This is a genomic window from Halodesulfovibrio marinisediminis DSM 17456, assembly GCF_900129975.1.
GTDB lineage: Bacteria > Desulfobacterota > Desulfovibrionia > Desulfovibrionales > Desulfovibrionaceae > Halodesulfovibrio > Halodesulfovibrio marinisediminis.
Window position 1 is genome coordinate 334,159 of record NZ_FSRG01000003.1, and the last position, 17,934, is coordinate 352,092.

Annotated in this window: 15 protein-coding genes and 1 tRNA gene; 8 read left to right on the forward strand and 8 right to left on the reverse strand. The window is 45.2% G+C overall.

Annotated elements, in window-relative coordinates; genetic code table 11:
• Positions 1-58: 58 nt before the first annotated feature.
• Positions 59-135, reverse strand: a tRNA-Met gene (locus BUR09_RS01650).
• A gap of 191 nt (positions 136-326) precedes the next feature.
• Between BUR09_RS01650 and fsa the strand changes: the two genes are divergently transcribed.
• Positions 327-980, forward strand: coding sequence for a fructose-6-phosphate aldolase (gene fsa, locus BUR09_RS01655; protein ID WP_074215221.1), 654 nt, complete (start codon positions 327-329; stop codon positions 978-980).
• A gap of 229 nt (positions 981-1,209) precedes the next feature.
• On the opposite strand, the gene BUR09_RS01660 is transcribed toward fsa, so the two are convergent.
• The 4 genes from BUR09_RS01660 to BUR09_RS01675 all read right to left on the reverse strand — a co-directional run bounded on the left by BUR09_RS01660 (position 1,210) and on the right by BUR09_RS01675 (position 5,644).
• The gene (locus tag BUR09_RS01660) at positions 1,210-1,983 is read right to left on the reverse strand and encodes an amino acid ABC transporter ATP-binding protein (protein WP_074215222.1); all 774 of its coding nucleotides are present in this window, start codon (positions 1,981-1,983) and stop codon (positions 1,210-1,212) included.
• 18 nt (positions 1,984-2,001) lie between these two features.
• Entirely contained in the window at positions 2,002-3,084 is a 1,083-nt protein-coding gene (locus BUR09_RS01665; protein ID WP_074215223.1) for an amino acid ABC transporter permease, read from the reverse strand.
• Between the two features lies 1 nt (position 3,085).
• Entirely contained in the window at positions 3,086-4,468 is a 1,383-nt protein-coding gene (locus tag BUR09_RS01670) for an amino acid ABC transporter permease (protein ID WP_084539282.1), read from the reverse strand.
• Positions 4,469-4,636: 168 nt separating this feature from the next.
• A complete protein-coding gene (locus BUR09_RS01675) occupies positions 4,637-5,644 on the reverse strand; it encodes an amino acid ABC transporter substrate-binding protein (RefSeq protein WP_074215224.1) in 1,008 nt (335 codons plus the stop codon).
• Between the two features lie 940 nt (positions 5,645-6,584).
• Here BUR09_RS01675 and BUR09_RS17105 point away from each other — a divergent pair.
• Positions 6,585-6,713 carry a hypothetical protein gene (locus BUR09_RS17105; RefSeq protein ID WP_281248124.1) on the forward strand — a complete coding sequence of 43 codons (129 nt, stop codon included), beginning with the start codon at positions 6,585-6,587 and terminating at the stop codon, positions 6,711-6,713.
• A 40-nt stretch (positions 6,714-6,753) separates the two neighbouring features.
• Here the strand turns inward: BUR09_RS17105 and BUR09_RS01680 are convergent, their stop codons facing one another.
• Positions 6,754-7,839: an aldose epimerase family protein gene (locus BUR09_RS01680; RefSeq protein WP_074215225.1), complete on the reverse strand. Its 1,086-nt coding sequence runs from the start codon at positions 7,837-7,839 to the stop codon at positions 6,754-6,756.
• A 404-nt stretch (positions 7,840-8,243) separates the two neighbouring features.
• Between BUR09_RS01680 and BUR09_RS01685 the strand changes: the two genes are divergently transcribed.
• Both BUR09_RS01685 and BUR09_RS01690 read left to right on the forward strand, forming a co-directional pair.
• The gene (locus tag BUR09_RS01685) at positions 8,244-9,425 is read left to right on the forward strand and encodes an iron-containing alcohol dehydrogenase (protein ID WP_074215226.1); all 1,182 of its coding nucleotides are present in this window, start codon (positions 8,244-8,246) and stop codon (positions 9,423-9,425) included.
• A 210-nt stretch (positions 9,426-9,635) separates the two neighbouring features.
• Positions 9,636-9,821 (forward strand): YodC family protein, encoded by a 186-nt coding sequence (locus tag BUR09_RS01690; protein ID WP_074215227.1) that lies wholly within the window; start codon positions 9,636-9,638, stop codon positions 9,819-9,821.
• 266 nt (positions 9,822-10,087) lie between these two features.
• On the opposite strand, the gene BUR09_RS01695 is transcribed toward BUR09_RS01690, so the two are convergent.
• Together BUR09_RS01695 and nadE are read right to left on the reverse strand one after the other, a co-directional pair.
• On the reverse strand, positions 10,088-10,834 hold the full coding sequence (locus tag BUR09_RS01695) for a hypothetical protein (protein ID WP_074215228.1): 747 nt from the start codon (positions 10,832-10,834) through the stop codon (positions 10,088-10,090).
• Positions 10,835-11,394: 560 nt separating this feature from the next.
• A complete protein-coding gene (gene nadE, locus BUR09_RS01700) occupies positions 11,395-12,357 on the reverse strand; it encodes an NAD(+) synthase (protein WP_074215229.1) in 963 nt (320 codons plus the stop codon).
• A gap of 821 nt (positions 12,358-13,178) precedes the next feature.
• Here nadE and fdhF point away from each other — a divergent pair.
• From fdhF to BUR09_RS17110, 4 genes are read left to right on the forward strand one after another with little or no spacing between them, the layout of a single operon-like run.
• Positions 13,179-15,278 carry a formate dehydrogenase subunit alpha gene (fdhF, locus tag BUR09_RS01715; protein ID WP_084539283.1) on the forward strand — a complete coding sequence of 700 codons (2,100 nt, stop codon included), beginning with the start codon at positions 13,179-13,181 and terminating at the stop codon, positions 15,276-15,278.
• Entirely contained in the window at positions 15,263-15,853 is a 591-nt protein-coding gene (locus BUR09_RS01720; RefSeq protein WP_074215232.1) for a 4Fe-4S dicluster domain-containing protein, read from the forward strand. The genes fdhF and BUR09_RS01720 overlap by 16 nt, the downstream gene beginning before the upstream one ends.
• Positions 15,853-17,244: a [Fe-Fe] hydrogenase large subunit C-terminal domain-containing protein gene (locus BUR09_RS01725; RefSeq protein ID WP_074215233.1), complete on the forward strand. Its 1,392-nt coding sequence runs from the start codon at positions 15,853-15,855 to the stop codon at positions 17,242-17,244. The genes BUR09_RS01720 and BUR09_RS01725 overlap by 1 nt, the downstream gene beginning before the upstream one ends.
• Positions 17,244-17,759 carry a 4Fe-4S dicluster domain-containing protein gene (locus BUR09_RS17110; protein WP_074215234.1) on the forward strand — a complete coding sequence of 172 codons (516 nt, stop codon included), beginning with the start codon at positions 17,244-17,246 and terminating at the stop codon, positions 17,757-17,759. Before BUR09_RS01725 ends, BUR09_RS17110 begins: the two co-directional genes overlap by 1 nt.
• The last annotated feature ends 175 nt before the right edge of the window (positions 17,760-17,934 follow it).

Below are 17,934 nucleotides of genomic sequence, written 5' to 3' on the forward strand. Positions count from 1 at the left end.
GATTATTTTGACAATAAAAAAGGATCATAGACGAAGTCTATGATCCTAGTTTGTCTAATGGTAGCGAGGGAGGGAATTGAACCCCCGACACTGCGGATATGAGCCGCATGCTCTAACCAACTGAGCTACCTCGCCATCAATTGTATGCACTAACCAAGTTCTGAAGAACGTGATTACTAAGTGCGAGATGTCTTTTGAATAAAACGGACGAGAAAGTCAAGCGAAAAATAAAAAAAGCATGGAAAGGTTATCTTATCTGCACGTGCTGAAGACAGTGTATAGATAGGGTTGCCGGTTGTACTTCCTAAAAAACTTCAGGAGATACTATGAGATTTTTTATTGATACCGCTAAGATAGAAGATATTAGGACTGCGGCTGATCAGGGTTTGATTGATGGTGTGACCACTAATCCTACACTTCTTTCTCGTGAGGGAGGGGATTGGCGCGATCGGGCAAAAGAAATTTTAGAGGTGGTAAAAGGACCTGTGAGTTTGGAAGTAGTTGCAGAAGATGCCGCAGGTATGATCTTACAGGCTCATGATCTAAAAAAGATGGGCGATAATGTTGTTGTAAAAATCCCTATGACTCCTGAAGGACTGAAGGCAGTCAAAACGCTTTCCAGTGAAGGTATCGATACGAATGTTACACTTATTTTTTCTCCATTGCAGGCGTTACTTGCTGCAAAGGCAGGTGGAACTTACGTAAGCCCGTTCATCGGACGTCTTGATGCAATTGCCGAGAACGGAATGAGCTTGGTGGAAGATATTCGAACCATTTTTGACAACTACGGATTTACTGCAAAAATTTTGGTCGCGAGTGTACGTCACCCTATGCATGTGTTGGAAGCTGCTCTAATAGGTGCGGATGTAGCTACTGTGCCGTTTGCTGTGTTGCAGCAGTTTGTTCATCATCCGCTCACGGACAAAGGACTTGCAAGTTTCCTTGGTGACTGGAAAAAACTGACAGGCGGGAAATGGTAGGGGGAAGCTAGATAAGGCTGTTTTGCAAAAGGATCACTGACGCTTTAATCGAGAACAGGGAATATTATTTTGAACCTGATTAACATTGTCGGGCACCTGCATGATGTAAAATGAAGTCACGTATGCAGGGGGTATCTTTTTTTATAATCTGTTTTGTTGTGATGATACTGATTGTGCACAAAAAAAGAGAAGCCATGAGGCTTCTCTTTTTTTGTGACTAAACTGTATCTTAATGGTTCAGAATCTGATCAAGGAATGCTTTACAACGCTCTTCGCGAGGGTTGGTGAAGAATTCTTTTGACGGTGCGTACTCAACAATCTGGCCTCGATCCATGAATACCATTGTGTCCGCAACTTCGCGTGCAAAACCCATTTCGTGGGTAACGCAGATCATGGTCATACCCTGATCTGCAAGTTCACGCATTACATCAAGAACTTCTTTAATCATTTCTGGGTCGAGTGCAGATGTCGGCTCGTCGAAAAGCATGATCTTTGGCTGCATAGCAAGCGCGCGGGCAATTGCCACACGCTGCTGCTGTCCACCGGAAAGCTGACCGGGGAATTTGTTTGCCTGCTCGCCGATGCCTACGCGCTCAAGGAATGTGTACGCAATTTCTTCAGCTTGTTTACGTGGCATCTTACGAACCCATACAGGACCGATTGTAACGTTATCCAGAATAGACAGGTGCGGGAATAGGTTGAACTGCTGGAATACCATACCTACTTCACGACGAATTACTTCGATGTTTTTGGTGTCGTTTGTCAGTGTGGTTCCATCAACGATGATGTCACCTTCCTGATGTTCTTCCAGACGGTTCAGTGTGCGGATCAGGGTGGATTTGCCGGAGCCGGAAGGGCCGCAGATAACCACCTTTTCCTGTTGGCGAACCTGAAGGTTGATATCTTTTAATACATGGAACTGGTCGTACCATTTGTTTACGCCGTCCATTTCAATAATGACTGACTTATCAGCAAGATGGGTTGCTGTATGTACTTGGCTCATAATTATATCCTTACTTGTCTACTTGGACGCGTATTTCTTTTCTAGATGCTGGCTGTAACGGGAGAGTGTGTAGCAGAGTATCCAATACCAGAGTGCTACAAACACGTATGCTTCTTCCAGTCTGCCAAACCACTTAGGGTTTGAGGTGGTCGCAAAGGCAATCTGCAACAGGTCTACTAAGCCCACAATACCAACCAGTGATGTGTCTTTAAGAATACCGATAAAGTTATTTACCATCGGTGGAATTACAATGCGGAGAGCTTGTGGCAGAACGATGAGTATTGTTTTCTGCCAGTATCCCATGCCAATGGCATCGGCCGCTTCGTATTGTCCTTTGCCAAGTCCTTGTAAACCGCCGCGGATGTTTTCTGCAAGGTAGGCAGAAAAGAACATTGTGATACCGACCATGGCTCGTAACACTTTGTCCAGCTCAACATCTGTCGGGAGGAATAATGGGAGCACTACGGATGCCATAAAAAGAATGGTAATAAGTGGTACACCGCGAACCAGTTCAATGTATGCTACGCAGAATGACTTAATGACCGGCATGTCAGATGTTCGACCGAGCGCCAGCAGGACACTTATTGGAAATGCAAACAACATTGCTACAGAGGCGAGAATAAGTGTGAGCATAAGCCCGCCCCAGTAGTGGGTGTCTACTACTTCCAATCCGGTGAACAAGCCTCCATGGATGATTAAGAAGACCGCTATCGGAGAAAGTCCCCATAGAGTGTAGAGCCAGTTTGTACCGCGGAACTTGCGGACGAGTGTCAGCATGATCAGCGACAGTACAATCAGCAGGGCAACAGCAGGGCGCCAGCGGTGTTCTTCCGGATAGATACCTACCATAAAGACGGGCCACATATCACGGATAAAGCCCCATGCGGCACCGGAATATTCTTTAGCCACTGTTGGATCAAGTGTGATCGTAGCGTTTACGATAGCCCATTTAATAAACGGCTTAACTGCGGAGTAAATAGCCCAGCTTGCAACGATGGTAAGCAGTGCGTTGTACCATGGGAATAACAGGTTGGCGCGTATCCAGCCAAGGGCACCGGTTTTTGTCACAGGTGGACGGCGGTCGTGAATTATGTCTGCCATCTTAACGCTCCACGAGTTTGATTTTGGCGTTGTACCAATTCATTCCAAGCGAAATAAGAAGGGAGAGGGATAGGTATACGCCCATCCATATGCCCACAATTTCAACAGCTTGACCTGATTGGTTGAGGATGGTGCCACCCACACTTACGAAATCCGGATAGCCGATGGCAACGGCGAGAGAGCTGTTTTTCGCAATAGCAAGATATTCACTAGTCATTGGTGGCACAATAACGCGCATGGCCTGAGGCAGGATTACAAGGCGCATGACGTGGCGCTCTTTTAGCGCCAGAGCTCGTGCTGCTTCACGCTGTCCATTTGATACAGATTGAATACCGGAGCGGATGATTTCTGCGTTGAATGCAGAAACATAGACTGTCAGACCTATAAGTAACGCTGTGAATTCTGGTGTAAGGTCAATACCGCCACGGTAGTTGAATCCTTTAAGCACCGGATAGTCCAGAGTGAAAGGGGTACCTGCAATAAGCCATGCAAGCGCAGGTAGGCCGATAAGTACAGCAAGAGATGGCAAAAGAATTTTGCCAGGAGTCCCGCGTTCATTCAGTAACCGAATGGAACGACGGCAGATAAAGTATACACCAATTAAGGCTGCACCGATGGAAAGGCAGAACAGCCATGCGCCGGATTGTGCAACCGGTGCAGGCAGGAACAGTCCGCGCTTGTTAAGTATAAGCCATCCGCCAACATCGATAGACTGTCGAACAGAGGGCAGCTGTTGTAATACAACAAAGTACCAGAAAAATAGCTGTAACAGCACTGGCAGGTTTCGGTTTAATTCAACGTACCAACTGCATAACTTGCTGATGAGCCAGTTTGGGGAAAGTCTGCCAAGGGCAACGAACAGTCCAAGTATGGTCGAAAGGATGCAGCCGAGAATGGTAATTTTAATAGTGTTGGCAAAGCCGGTGAGCAGGGCTGTTACATAGCTGGAAGATTCGCTGTACCGCGTAAAAGAAATAGAATCACTGCCGAGAAAGAGGACAAGAACCGGAATGATGCCGACAAATGCGATGACGGCAAAAACGGTTTTGTCGCTTGCTGTGATGGTGGTGCCTTTTTTCTTAAGCCAAACTGCAATAGCGCGTGATGCAAAAAGTCCTACGATAAGAGCGGCAATAAACCAGAGAAATCCTCCTTGTAAAACAGGGATTGGAGGAGTCTCACCGATATTGAATCCTGCTTCGTTTTGTAAGAAGCCAAATCCGGAACCGATGCCGCGTTTTTCAAGGTTCGCCAATGTATTTTGATACATGGAGAACGCGACCCACAAGAGACCCCCGAGCATGATACACTGGTATATCCATGCACGAATCTGTGGATTTCGCCAAAAAGGGACGCCGGCATTTTCGAGTGCGTGTTGTGACATAATAATTCGTGAAGATTGTGTGTCGGGATTTACAAGAACTGTATGAGCGAATCAGTTCTTAAGCGGAGGAGGCTGCATTGTATGCGGTTTCCTCCGGCATCAAATTAAAAACTGCCGGAACAGAAAAGCATTATGTTGCTTCTGTCCGGCAGTAAATAGTAGTTCGGTTTAGCGGAAAGGAGGAGCGTAAATGAGGCCGCCTTCGTTCCACTGGCTGTTGTAACCGCGTTCAAGACGAAGCGGGGTGTTTACACCAAGGTTGCGTTCAAAGATGTCGCCGTAGTTACCTACAGTTTTGATGATGCGAACTGGTGCGTCTTTATCAAGACCAAGGTTCTGCCAGAGAGTGCCGGTAACGCCGAGCATGCGCTGAACTTCTGGGTCTTTGGTTTCTTTCGCCATTTTGTCTACGTTGTCAGCAGTAATGCCTTTTTCTTCAGCTGCCATGGTGAGCCAGATGGTCCAGCGAACAATGTCGCCCCACTGGTTGTCGCCGTGGCGTACTACAGGAGCAAGAGGCTCTTTGGAAATGAGTTCTGGAAGAATGATGTGTTCTTCTGGTTTTTCCATGAGGGAGCGCTGAGCAGCAAGGCCGGAAACGTCAGTTGTATGAACGTCACAACGACCGGTGTCGTATGCTTTGCGTACGTCTGGCTGTTTGTCGAAAACAACTGGAGTAAATTTCATGTTATGCTTGCGGAAGTAGTCCGCAACGTTGAGCTCGGTGGTGGAACCGGTCTGGAGACAGATGGTTGCGCCATCAAGTTCGCTTGCTTTGGTAATACCGAGTTCTTTACGAACCATAAGGCCCTGACCATCGTACAGAGTTACAACGGTGAAATCGAGACCAAGGTTAGTGTCGCGACTCATGGTGAGAGTTGTAGTACGGGAAAGCAGGTCGATTTCACCGGACTGGAGGGCTGGAAGGCGCTCTTTAGATGTGAGCGGGGTGTATTTAACATCAACGTTGGTTGCTGCACCTACAGCGCGGCAGAAATCAACATCAAAGCCGATACGGTTACCAGAACTGTCCAGTGCGGAGAAGCCCGGGTTTTCAATGTGAGTACCACACTTGAGGTAACCACGCTTTGTCACGTCTTCAAGAGTAGACGCGAATGCGCATGATGCAGTGAGGACAAAAGCAAGAACGAGAGCAAGAGTGCGTGTTGTACGCATAATAAGAACCTCCCATAAAAGAAACATTTGAGCAGGCCACGCAGTGAATAGTGTTTACTAGGCAGTGGCAGCATACCTATACCGTATGTGAATGTCTGCAATCCGTTGTGCAGGCTGCAGACACTTCATCACCATGCGATTCGAACTGCTTATAGCAGAGGGGATCGTAAGGAAAAGGTTATGAAAGTAATGTGTCGGAAAAGAAAAAAATCCTTCACGTTGTTTACTAGAAGGACTTCATACTTTTTAGAAATGTCAGGGCATATATTTGAAAAGTATATGCAGTGACAGTTTGTAGAAAGAACAGTGTTAATAGAAATTCTTCTAAGAAAACAATTAGTATAGCCTACTAAAGAAATTCTATCTTCGCAATCTGCTTTAATAAAAACAGTGTGTTACATAGTTACAGAAACAATGTGTATCATTCTCAGTTTTGAATAAAGCAAGACATTTTTTGATGGGTTATTTTGTTTCAACAAATCGTATTTGTTACGCTTTTGATGTTGCGTTTGCCCAGATCTTTTGTGCGTTTTTGTTTATTTACTTTTGAGTCATTTGATTCATCTTATCTAATGTATCTTTTTCATTTTTGCTTGGTTTGAAACAAGCTTGTTAATAATTATGCAATAAAAATGGCGGGTAACGTGGCTGCGATAACTAGTGTTACCTAAGCGAACTTCCTAACACAAATCAGAATGGTGAACGAGTAACCGCCATATATATCGGAATGTTGTCTGGTTAAGGTGCGATTGAGAGTTATGGGAAGTCTTGTTTTTTTGATATGTCGCGTGATGTTTTTATGGCTGTGATTAATAAAATGGCCAAGGAGGCATAGTAACAGATCGTTATGTGTATGCTATTAGCGGGGGAGTTTTCTATGCAAATCATATTCAGCATGAACAAGTTGCGTATGCTAATGGGATAGACATGGAGGGCGCCGATGTTACGTGATGTACTATGGGCAATAGCGACAATGTGTTTTTTAGCAGCTGTCTTTTTTGCAGGGCTTGTGGCCTTATGGCTTTTGCCTTTTATCTTGCTTTTTATGGTGCTGACGCGCCGGTATTAATACGTGTAAAAAGCCACAGTGTTATCACTGTGGCTTTTTTTTATTTTACATTACAAGTGGTAATAACTTTATTAAAAGTAAACTTCGTTTTCTGTGTGTATGTATGTTCCGGCATTAGCACTGTCGATGGGAAATCAGGTCTGTTTGGCGAGTTGGGAAAGTGCTGTGTTTCAAATGAGATTGCCCCATGCCTCGGCACGGTAATTCCATCGCGATAGGTAGTGTTCCCGTTTAGTTTGTTTGCTGTGTAAATGTGTATTCCCGGTTCAGATGTTGCGATGCTGATGCTGCGTCCGGTGTCTGGGTGAGTAAGCATAGCTGCTAGACGAACGATATTATCATGATCTTTTGAAAGTACGTATGTGTGATCAAAGCCTCCGGCAGAAATAAGCTGAGGGTCTTTTTTATACAGTCTGTTTCCAATAACTGTTGGTAGTGTAAAATCCATAACCGTGCCTTCAACACACTGGGGAGCTTCAGGGATAGGAATACATTCCTCGTTTATTGGAAGGTAGTCCTCAGCATGAACAGTAAGGATATGTTCGGAGATTTTAGACCCGATTTTCCCAGATAGGTTGAAATAGGTGTGGTTGGTGAGATTGATCACCGTAGGCGCATCTGTGAACGCGGAGTAATCAATTGTCAGGGTATCCATTGTGTCAAGAGTGTATGCAACCTGAACGGAAAGTGTACCCGGAAATCCCATATCTCCATTAGGGGAAATGTGCTGCATAACAACAGTAGCACTGTCATCATTCTCTATCACATGTGCGTTCCACACGTATTTATCAAATCCTCGGGAGCCGCCATGGATGTTGTTCCTGCCGTCGTTTTGTTCAAGAGAATAGGTTACTCCTCCCAGCCGGAAGGAAGCTCCCTCAATTCTATTTGCATATCTTCCAACAATAGAACCGAAATGATGGTTCCTTGTCACATAATCTTCTAATGAATCAAACCCTATTGTAATATCACCCATATTTCCGACACAGTCGGGGGTTGTGATTTTTAGAATTGTTGCACCAAATGTAATTAACTCTACGGTTATCCCTCTTTCGTTATCAAGAGTATACTTCTCTACAATTTCTCCAGAGGGAGTAATCCCAAAAGAATCAATTGCTACCTTCATACTGCCTCCAAAAAATGCTGCAAAACTATGACTAAGAGCGTACTCAACGTTTCCTTTTGAAGTAAGGATTTTTCTCTCTGAGAGTGACTGAGCAAGATGGTACTCGAAAATAAACAAAATTGTGATATTTGTAACAAGGTCTGTGAATGCCTGCTGGGCAAGGGCATTAGAAGAATTGGTTTGGTGTAGAATTTCAGTGTATTAATTGTGAATAAAAGAACGATCTTTTGTTTTTGCTTAACTTTTAGAAAATGCAAAATGGGTCGTATTGTGAGTAAAAAATTTTTATTTGTGAGCGTGGACTCTCGTATGTATTTTTAAACTACGACACAGGTTATCTACTTCGCAGCGTAGCGAATGTAATAACAAATTTCATACACTTAGACTTACTACGGAGATATCAAATGGCTGTACGTGAAGAAGTGAATGGATTCTATATCCCAAGTGTTACTTTGTTAGGAATTGGTGCTCACAAAGAAATTCCATCTAAAATTCGTGCTTTGGGTGGCAAAAAGCCTCTCTTAGTTACAGATAAAGGAATTACTGCAGTAGGAATGACGCAACAAATCGTTGATCTACTTGCATCTGAAGGCATGGAATGTGTAGTTTATGATGAAACTATTCCTAACCCAACAGACACTAATGTTCATGACGGCGTTGATGTATATCGTAAAGAAGGTTGTGACTCTTTGATCACTCTCGGTGGTGGTAGTGCGCACGACTGTGGTAAAGGTGTAGGACTTGTTGTTGCAAACGGTGGTAAGATTCATGATTATGAAGGCGTAGATAAGTCTTCAAATCCAATGCCTCCATATGTTGCAGTTAACACAACAGCTGGTACTGCTTCAGAAATGACTCGCTTCTGTATTATTACTGATACTTCCCGCAAAGTTAAAATGGCGATTGTTGACTGGCGCGTAACTCCAACTATTGCTCTTGACGATCCAATGCTCATGGTTGGCATGCCTCCAGCACTTACAGCTGCTACTGGTATGGATGCGCTGACTCACGCAGTTGAAGCATACGTTTCTACCGCTGCGACTCCACTTACAGATGCATGTGCAGAAAAAGCTATTAAGCTTATTGCAAAGCATCTGCGTGCCGCTGTTGCAAATGGTCAGGATATCGAGGCTCGTGACGGTATGTGTTATGCCCAGTACCTTGCAGGTATGGCATTCAACAACGCAAGCCTTGGTCATGTTCACGCAATGGCTCACCAGCTTGGTGGTTTCTATGATCTTCCACATGGCGAATGTAACGCTATCCTTCTTCCACATGTTGAAAAGTTCAACATGATTGCTAAGATGGATCGATTTGCAGAAATGGCTGTTTGGATGGGTGAAAATATTGATGGCCTGAGTGAACGTGAAGCAGCAGAGAAGTGTCTCAAAGCTATCCGTGAACTTTCACAGGACGTAGGTATTCCTGAGGGCTTGGTTGCTCTTGGTGAACGCTACGGTAAAAAAGTAAGCTCTGCTGATATTCCTACAATGACAGCGAATGCTCAGAAAGACGCATGTGGCCTTACTAACCCTCGTCGTCCTACTGATCAGGATGTAATGGAGATTTACGAAGCAGCTATGTAACTATTACTAACAATAAAGAGAAAATAGAGCGGAGGGATTTCCCTCCGCTTTTTTTATGCGTATATTAATAGCCAGTGGAAAAGTGAGGCAGAGAAGAGGGCACTTGTATGAAGTGCTCTAACATTATATAGTCTAGCTAACTCTGATGATATGCATACGCGTAAGGGAAAGGTTTAGCGAGCAGATCGGAATAAACTATCCGGAGGCACTATGAAATTTGTAGCTGGAGACGTTATTCAATTGAAATCTGGTGGACCGGAGATGACTGTAATTAAATTTGATGCCGCAGCAGGACTGGTTAGCTGCAGCTGGTTTGTAGGTAGAGAATTGAAAACAGCGTCGTTTCCTGTTGAAGCCGTTGGCGAATGTAAATTGTTCGTAGAAGGTGCATATTAAAGGAAAAAAGCCTTGTCAGATGACAAGGCTTTTTGTTTAGATCGTGTAAATCAACACAGTTAAAAGGATAGAAAAAGCTAAAATGGCAAGTGCAATGTAACGTTCCATAAGGCTTTCTCCTTGTTAGGTGTATACCATGCCTGCTTTTACCATCTTGCCTTGCTGATGAGTATTACTTTTTGGTGATCATAAAAAAAGCTCTTACCGTTTAGCGTGGTGAGAGCTTTTGTGTTGTAGTGACTATAATATTTTAAATGGCTAGGCCATTACGTCTTGTGGTGTGAGTGTGGTAACTGATGATGCTGTAGGAATTCTTTTCCCTCTTCGATCATCGCCGTTATGTTGTCAGGTAGTTTGGTTTTTCTTCCTTCATCGAAACTGAGAATACATTTTTTATATCCAGTTGCGAATGAATAGTCTGCGTTGCATCCTAGATTAAACATCGTGCTGTAGATGGGGTCTGCAAAATTGCAAAACTGTTTGAGCTCATTTGCCCCTTCAGCTTCATAGTGTTTGTGAACAGCGCAGCTGCTGAAAACAAAAGTGTAGCCACCAGTTACTGAATCGACATTAAAGGTATATACAAAGTCTTCAGGGTACAGACGCTCTTGGCTTTTTTTTGCCTGATTGTTGAAATAGTTTTTCATTAGTTGTGAGAATGCTAGTTTCTTAAGAGGATACCAGAGTATTTTCGGCAGTTGTTCGCAATATCGTTTGAAAACTTTTCCGTTGATGTAAGCTGCTGCTTCAGGGATAAATCCATATTTTTTGGTGACATTATAGAAACCTATGAACCAGCCATTAATTTCAATAATTGGTGTATAGGCATTTTCGTTGCCACCTATGTAAGGTAGTCGTTTGATTATGCTATTTGTTTCCTGCGTTACCTCGTCCATAATTATGTTGATTATGTTTTTACCATAATATTGTTGAAGAACTTCGGAAGCCCAACGGTTCATTTGTTGGTATTTCTTCTGAAGTTTCTTTTCTTTTTTTTCATAATATGGATGCATGGCTTACCTTCCTGTTAGTTGGGTAAAGACTTATTACAAAGCTTTATTCTCCCTATAGAGGAATTCTTAGTAAGATCTTGGAGATAAATTTCGTATTACTATTGAGTATACCTCAATATGTTCAGTTTTCAATTGATGATGTAGCTCAAATTTATATATCAGGGCATATTTCCTCTGATAAAAGAAAATTTCATAGGAAAACTCCCCGTGACAAATGACCTGGGGAGTTTTTTATTAGTTGTATTCTGTTTCGGAAGTAGGACTAGCGGGATGCTTATCGGCACATGGGGTGTTCCAATGTGTGCAGAAAATATACCGAACTGTTGGAGTAGATATAAAAAAAGCTCTTACCGTTTACAGTAAGAGCCTTAGCTAGCTCATTGAGGAGGCGACGAGAATCGAATATTTTTACTTTCCTATTGAATCACAAACGATTCTGTCGAGGCTCGACGAGAAGGTACGGAGAGTTGGTGTAAGGTAATCCCGACGGATTCCTATCATGACTATCTAAGGAGCATTGAACCCAAGAAGAGGATGCTGATCTTAATGATTCGGCTTTATCAACCTCGAACGTTCGATCCGTACCTGCCGCTGACCGGAGGCATTTCGTGCGGTGACGTCCTTTTCCATTCCGACAGACGCATTAGGTCACAAATATCGATCACGTCTTTTTTTGGAATACCAAGAGCTACGATTTCCTCCACTGCAAGGCCGCGATCTAGTCCATCGATGACGATATCGATAATACGGTATTCATGTCCGATTCCAAATTCATCCGTCACACCTCGCGCCATATCGGGCGAGGGCAGCTGGTTGCGGACAGGCTCGGGCAGCTCTAATTCTTTGGCCAGTTGACGGACCTGCGTTTTTAATAGCCCTGTGAGAGGTTGCACCTCTAGATCGTCAATTCCATCTTTAACAAACCAGCCTACTTCGCATTCGGATCGGTTAGCCGCCCCAATCAGTGATAAGTTCCGCTCTGTTGCGATGCATTCGAGGATGTCGCGTCGAAAAACATGGCGCTGGGTGAAGCCGGCATCAACGTGATGCATGGTCAAGTTAAACATCAAACGCTTATACCAAGGTTGCAATGTTTCACCGCTGCCGACTCGTAGCGTGGATTTAAACGGTGTCTCGCCGCATATCAGTTTGTAGCTCGCTGCACTGACCCTTGCTACTGCACCGGAAATTCGTAGCATTTTCGTGAAAATCGAAGCGTATACGCCGCGCTTCGCCATGTCCTCTGAAATGTCGGATTCCTCTAGGGACAGCCCCAGACTCTTCGCCATAAGCCGGGCATTCTGGGCGATTATCGGATCGCTGTCTTGGTCAAAAAGATAGACAACGGTTACCGCCTGTGGCCCTAGAGCATGTACGGCTAGTACAGCAAGGACACAAGAATCTAGTCCGCCGCTCAGGCCGAGAATCACGCCGTGCGAGTTGTTACGCTTTACTATCTGTCTCAGATACTTCGAAATTTCTTCGACAGTCTGAGTAGCATCTACGCGTAAATCAAGTGTCACGGGGGCACCTCCAGTTCGGTTGTTCGCTAATCACCAAGTGATAGCCCATTCTATCTTTGCATCTGACGCTAGGTTAGATGAAGTTAAGAGCGATGGGGTTCTGTTTTCGGAGAGTTATCGAACATGTATCACCGTTTTTATGAAAGGAAAAATTATTCTCATAAAGATAACTCAAGATTAAATGAGTTATCATGGCTGGCTAACAAGGCTGGATAGTGGGTAGTGAGTTCAATTTAAGTGAAGTCAATAATTAGATTATAGCACTCGTCTTTGTATTTATTGCAAAGGCGTTTTGCTTAGCATGTAGCGAATTTTACAAGCATTGAGAAATCCATAATCAACTTGAGATCGTCTTGAAAATGTTTCGTAGGTGTTCAATGGTTAGCAGAAAAAAGATAGCAAAGGTCGCGAACTTGTTTATTATGTTGGAAATAGAATTGCTGCATGCTGTTTTTTCACTCATGCACTGTTTTAGTAGAGTAGCTTATCTCTTTGGCGATGGTTGTAATGACTCCTGCTTTCTGCAAGCAAGAGAGAGATTGTTGCAGCTAGTCGTTTGGTAGTCAGTTGTGCTTCATGTTTTCTAAGAGTTGTAAGTGAGTAGCGCAACTTACGTAGACTAATAATAGCGTAATTCCACAGATGGTTATCTCGAGTGCTTTTGTCTTGACATGGTTGCATGCAATTTGCTCTGTTGCAGAACATTTTTGCATGCAATTTTATTTTTTTTGCAAAATGCTTTTGCGCTTTTTCTATATCACATTGTTATGAATGGATAAAAAATCAATTTCAAATGGCATGGTTCATGCCTTAGTTCGAATATGCAACATATTTCTACCACCTGTCCTTACTGCGGCGTCGGCTGTGCCTTGTCTCTTAATGTAGACGGCGATCGCATTATTAGTGTTTCACCAGGACCTGAACCTTTAGTAAACCAAGGTGCCCTTTGTTCGAAGGGACGGTTCGGGTTTGATTTTGTGCACCATGCCGATCGGTTAAAAAAACCTTTGATACGTAAAAACGGGGAATTGGTTCCCGCAACATGGGATGAGGCTCTCGACCTTGTTGCAACGCGATTTGCCGATGTTGTGTCTACCCACGGCCCAGATGCTCTTGGTGGATTCAGCAGTGCTCGTTGTTCCAACGAGGAAAATTACCTTTTTCAGAAACTGTTCCGCGCAGGAATTGGTACAAACAATATAGATCACTGTGCGCGACTTTGACACGCCCCAACTGTAGCCGGTCTGGCTACATCTCTGGGAAGTGGTGCCATGACGAATTCCATTCGGGAATTATGGGATATGGGGCAGGGGGACTGTGTATGTGTCATTGGCTCCAATACTACAGCGTGTCATCCGATAATTGGATTGGGCATGATGGAAGCCAAGCGCAACGGCGCAAAGCTGGTTGTTATCGACCCGCGCGAGATTGATCTTGCTCGCGAGGCTGATGTCTGGCTGCGACTTCGTCCCGGAACGGACACAGCTTTGCTTTCTGCTATTGCAGGCGAAATCATTAATTCCGGTTTGGCTGACGTTGAACGTGTTGCCGCTGTAACCGAGGATTTTGAAAGTTTCTGCAAGAGCCTTGAAAGCTTTGACGTTGAGACTGTATCTGAGATTTCGGAAGTTCCCGCTGATGGCATTCGCAAGGCTGCGCGTTGCATTGCTCAATCTGCCAATACCGCCTTTTATTACACGATGGGGGTTACCCAACACACAACAGGGACAAGTAATGTTTTGGCTGTTTCCAACTTAGCTCTGCTGACCGGTAATATTGGTCGTCCTAAAACTGGCGTGAACCCACTTCGAGGGCAGAACAATGTGCAGGGCGCTTGTGACATGGGAGCTTTGCCCAACGTACTGACCGGTTATCGTCCGGTAACTGATGATGCGGCAAGAGATATCTTTGAAAAGGCTTGGGGAGTTGAGCTTCCTCCAGAAATCGGTCTGACTATCCCTAAAATGCTTACTGCAATCGATGAGGACCGGTTGAAAGGGCTTTTCATTTTCGGGGAAAACCCGATGCGCAGTGATCCTGACATTACCCATGTAGAGCATTGTCTGAAGCAGGTAGACTTCCTTGTTGTTCAGGATATTTTCCTGACTGAAACCGCACAACTCGCTGATGTAGTGCTCCCCGGAGCTAGTTTTGCGGAAAAAGATGGGACGTTTTCCAGTACTGAAAGAAGAGTTCAGCGTATTCGCCGTGCTGTACCACCTGTAGGTGATAGCCGTCCGGATTGGGTGATCCTTGCGGAACTACTGAAAAAGCTTGGCCGACCGGAACGATACGCAACAGCTGAAGATGTATTTAACGAAATGCGAATGCTTACTCCGAGTTATGCCGGAATCACCTATGAACGGCTTGAAAACGGTGGGTTACAGTGGCCATGCCCAAGTGAAGAGCATTCCGGTACCCCGATTCTGCATGTGGGCAGTTGCATGCGTGGAGCAGGAAAGTTTGTTCCCCTTACCCACAGGGAGCCTGCCGAACTTCCGGACAACGAATATCCGCTGACATTGACCACCGGACGCGTTGTAGCCCATTACCATACTGCCACCATGACCAGACGTTGCTTTGGCCTTGTTGGTACATGGCCTGAAGAACTTGTTGAGATTCATCCTCTTGATGCTGCTAAATACGGTATAGAAGATGGCGATCTCATAGAGGTTCGTTCCCGCCGTGGTGCAGCAACGGGTAGGGCGTGGGTTACCCGTAGGGTTCGTCGGGGGCTGGTCTTTATGACATTCCACTTCTCCGAGAGTCCGGCCAATATTCTTACCAGTTCTGCTGCTGATCCTGTGACAGGTACTCCGCAGCTTAAAGTTTGTGCAGTATCTGTACGCAAGCTCACTGGTGATGTTCAAGCAATGAATTTAAAACACATAGAGGAACATTTGTCATGCCAACACGTTTAAACCCCTTTATCTTAGCTTCAGCCTCAAAGTGCATAGGCTGCCGTGCTTGCGAGTTGGCCTGTGCTGCTGCACATGTTGATGGCGGGGTATCCGTTGGAAGCCTTAAAGGTTCCTTATCCCCGAGATTGTACCTTACTTGTGTTGAAGATATCCGTGTCCCTGTTGGCTGTAGACACTGCGAAGATGCTCCGTGCGCTGCTGTTTGTCCTAACTCCGCCATTTACCGAAGCGATAATGGGGTGCAGGTTGATGAAAGTCGTTGTGTAGGCTGTAAAACCTGTCTGGTTAGTTGTCCGTTTGGTGCCATGGAAATGGCGCAGGTTTTGGAAAACGGTAAATCGGTTATGCGTCGTATTGTCGATCCTGATTTTCCTGAGGATGTTAAGATTGAACCGGCTCTTCTGGCCAGCAAATGCGACCTTTGTAAAGGCCGTGAGGCGGGGCCTGCCTGTGTGGAAGCCTGCCCTGAAAACGCATTGGTTTTATTACAGCCTGTTAAAATTAAAAAACGTCGCAATGTTGAAGCAGCGCTGGCACTGAAAGGTTTCGGAGCTAGATCCGGAGACGAATTATAATGACTACTCCATCCCAAATTGTTTCTATTGACCCTTTGTTATGCACCGGTTGCCGTCGTTGTGCCGAAGTTTGTCCGGTGAATGCGATAATCGGAAATCAGAATGAATCTCAGACAATTGATGCTTCCCGCTGTGTAATGTGTGGTCAGTGTGTTTTGAGATGTTCTGCTTTTGCCTCTCCTTTTGATGATGTAGCAGAGCAGCTGCCGCAGATGCGCAAGGAACGTGGTTTGCCTGAAGATGACAACTCCCTTCTGTTTGCCGCCCATTACCGGATTGATCAGAGAAACGTCTCTGAAATGCTGGCTGATTCCACCAAGACTTCCATGGTGCAATGTGCACCGGCAGTACGTTCTTCCATTGCGGAGGAATTTGGACTGGCACCGGGCACACTTACCCCCGGTCAGCTTGCAGCAGCTTTACGCAGACTGGGCTTTGATTTTGTGTATGACACCATATTTGCTGCTGACGTAACCATAATGGAAGAATCTTCAGAGCTTCTGCAGCGTCTTGAATCCGGCGAGAACTTGCCTATGTTTACCTCCTGTTGCCCTGGTTGGGTTCGTTACATGGAAACAGCATGGCCGGACTTACTGTCGCACCTTTCCAGTTGCAAATCTCCTCAGCAGATGGCTGGAGCGCTTTTCAAGACATATGGTGCAGAAATCGCAGGAAAATCCCCTGAACAGATTGCCAGTGTTGCAGTAATGCCTTGTACTGCTAAGAAATATGAGGCTGGCCGTCCTGAAATGCAGGCGAGTGGTACTCCTGATGTCGATGCAGTTTTGACCGTTACCGAACTGGCAGACATGCTTAAGAAAAAAGGTATCCGTCTGGAGAATCTTCCGGAAGAAGATTTTGATGTGCCTCTTGGGCTTTATTCCGGTGCGGGAGTCATCTTCGGAGCTTCTGGCGGTGTTATGGAAGCCGCACTTCGTACCGCAATTGCGGTTACAACAGGAAATGAAGTAAGCGAAAGTGGAGTGAACTTCAGCAAGGCTGCTGAAGGGGTATTCCGTGCTTCTGTGGACGTGGCTGGAAGAACTGTGCGTGCAGTGATCGTTTCAGGTCTCGCACATGCCGCAAAACTTCTTGAGGATGTTAGGGCAGGCAAAGCAGACTTTGATTTCATGGAAGTTATGTGCTGTACCGGAGGTTGTGTTGCAGGAGGAGGACAGCCGAAACTTCTGCCGCACGTGGATGTTGTTGATGCTATTTCTCGTCGTCGTCAGAGCCTGCATAATCTTGATAAACAACTTTCTGTAAGGGTTTCACATAAAAATCCTTCTGTTACAGCGCTTTATGAAAATTATTTGGAAAAACAGCTGGGACACCGTTCTCATAACTTGCTCCATACCAGTTACGGAGATGATGCAGGGAGCCATGAATAATGCATGCCTTTGTTTTGTCAGCCCCTTCCCGCTGTATAGGGTGTCGTGCCTGCGAGATTGCTTGTGTTGATGCTCACATGGATGAGGATATGGGGGAGGCAGGAGAAAAGAAGTTACCTTTTTCTCCAAGATTAAGCATTGTTCACGAGGCGGAAGTCACCGCTCCTGTCCAATGTCGTCAGTGCGAGGATGCCCCATGTGTAGCCGCTTGTCCTGTTGGAGCCATACTCTCTGATGGAAAGGCTGTGCGTGTGAACACAGTGGACTGTGTTGGTTGTAAAGCTTGTCTGGCAGTTTGTCCCATCGGCGCCATGCAAGTGGGGTGCCTCCCTGAATCTTCAACTAGACTGGTCGCCCACAAATGCGACCTTTGTACCGGACGTGAGCTTGGTCCGGCCTGCATAGCTGTTTGTCCGGCTGGAGCACTTACACTGCTGACCCGAAAAGAACTGAAAAACATTTCTAGCTCAAGAAGGTGTCATAGTGCGCTTCAGGCTGCCTATAGGAATAGCTGAGGGAAATGTTTTGATAATGACTTTTGCGGATCCTATTATAGACGTTCGGACAAAAAAGAACGGTAGTTCTACGTCGGAGTAACTCTGGAGCAAGGATGTGTTAGGTGAGATTCTTACCCCCTTGAGTGTAGGAGTATAGCCCCTGAACAGTCTTTTTTCTGATGTAATTGATGCC

Excerpts from the sequence above, each read along its gene's own strand:
- fsa (WP_074215221.1), top strand. The coding sequence starts at position 327 with ATGAGATTTTTTATTGATACCGCTAAGATAGAAGATATTAGGACTGCG.
- BUR09_RS01660 (WP_074215222.1), bottom strand. The coding sequence starts at position 1,983 with ATGAGCCAAGTACATACAGCAACCCATCTTGCTGATAAGTCAGTCATT.
- BUR09_RS01665 (WP_074215223.1), bottom strand. The coding sequence starts at position 3,084 with ATGGCAGACATAATTCACGACCGCCGTCCACCTGTGACAAAAACCGGT.
- BUR09_RS01670 (WP_084539282.1), bottom strand. The coding sequence starts at position 4,468 with ATGTCACAACACGCACTCGAAAATGCCGGCGTCCCTTTTTGGCGAAAT.
- BUR09_RS01675 (WP_074215224.1), bottom strand. The coding sequence starts at position 5,644 with ATGCGTACAACACGCACTCTTGCTCTCGTTCTTGCTTTTGTCCTCACT.
- BUR09_RS17105 (WP_281248124.1), top strand. The coding sequence starts at position 6,585 with ATGTTACGTGATGTACTATGGGCAATAGCGACAATGTGTTTTTTAGCA.
- BUR09_RS01680 (WP_074215225.1), bottom strand. The coding sequence starts at position 7,839 with ATGAAGGTAGCAATTGATTCTTTTGGGATTACTCCCTCTGGAGAAATT.
- BUR09_RS01685 (WP_074215226.1), top strand. The coding sequence starts at position 8,244 with ATGGCTGTACGTGAAGAAGTGAATGGATTCTATATCCCAAGTGTTACT.
- BUR09_RS01690 (WP_074215227.1), top strand. The coding sequence starts at position 9,636 with ATGAAATTTGTAGCTGGAGACGTTATTCAATTGAAATCTGGTGGACCG.
- BUR09_RS01695 (WP_074215228.1), bottom strand. The coding sequence starts at position 10,834 with ATGCATCCATATTATGAAAAAAAAGAAAAGAAACTTCAGAAGAAATAC.
- BUR09_RS01720 (WP_074215232.1), top strand. The coding sequence starts at position 15,263 with ATGCCAACACGTTTAAACCCCTTTATCTTAGCTTCAGCCTCAAAGTGC.
- BUR09_RS01725 (WP_074215233.1), top strand. The coding sequence starts at position 15,853 with ATGACTACTCCATCCCAAATTGTTTCTATTGACCCTTTGTTATGCACC.
- BUR09_RS17110 (WP_074215234.1), top strand. The coding sequence starts at position 17,244 with ATGCATGCCTTTGTTTTGTCAGCCCCTTCCCGCTGTATAGGGTGTCGT.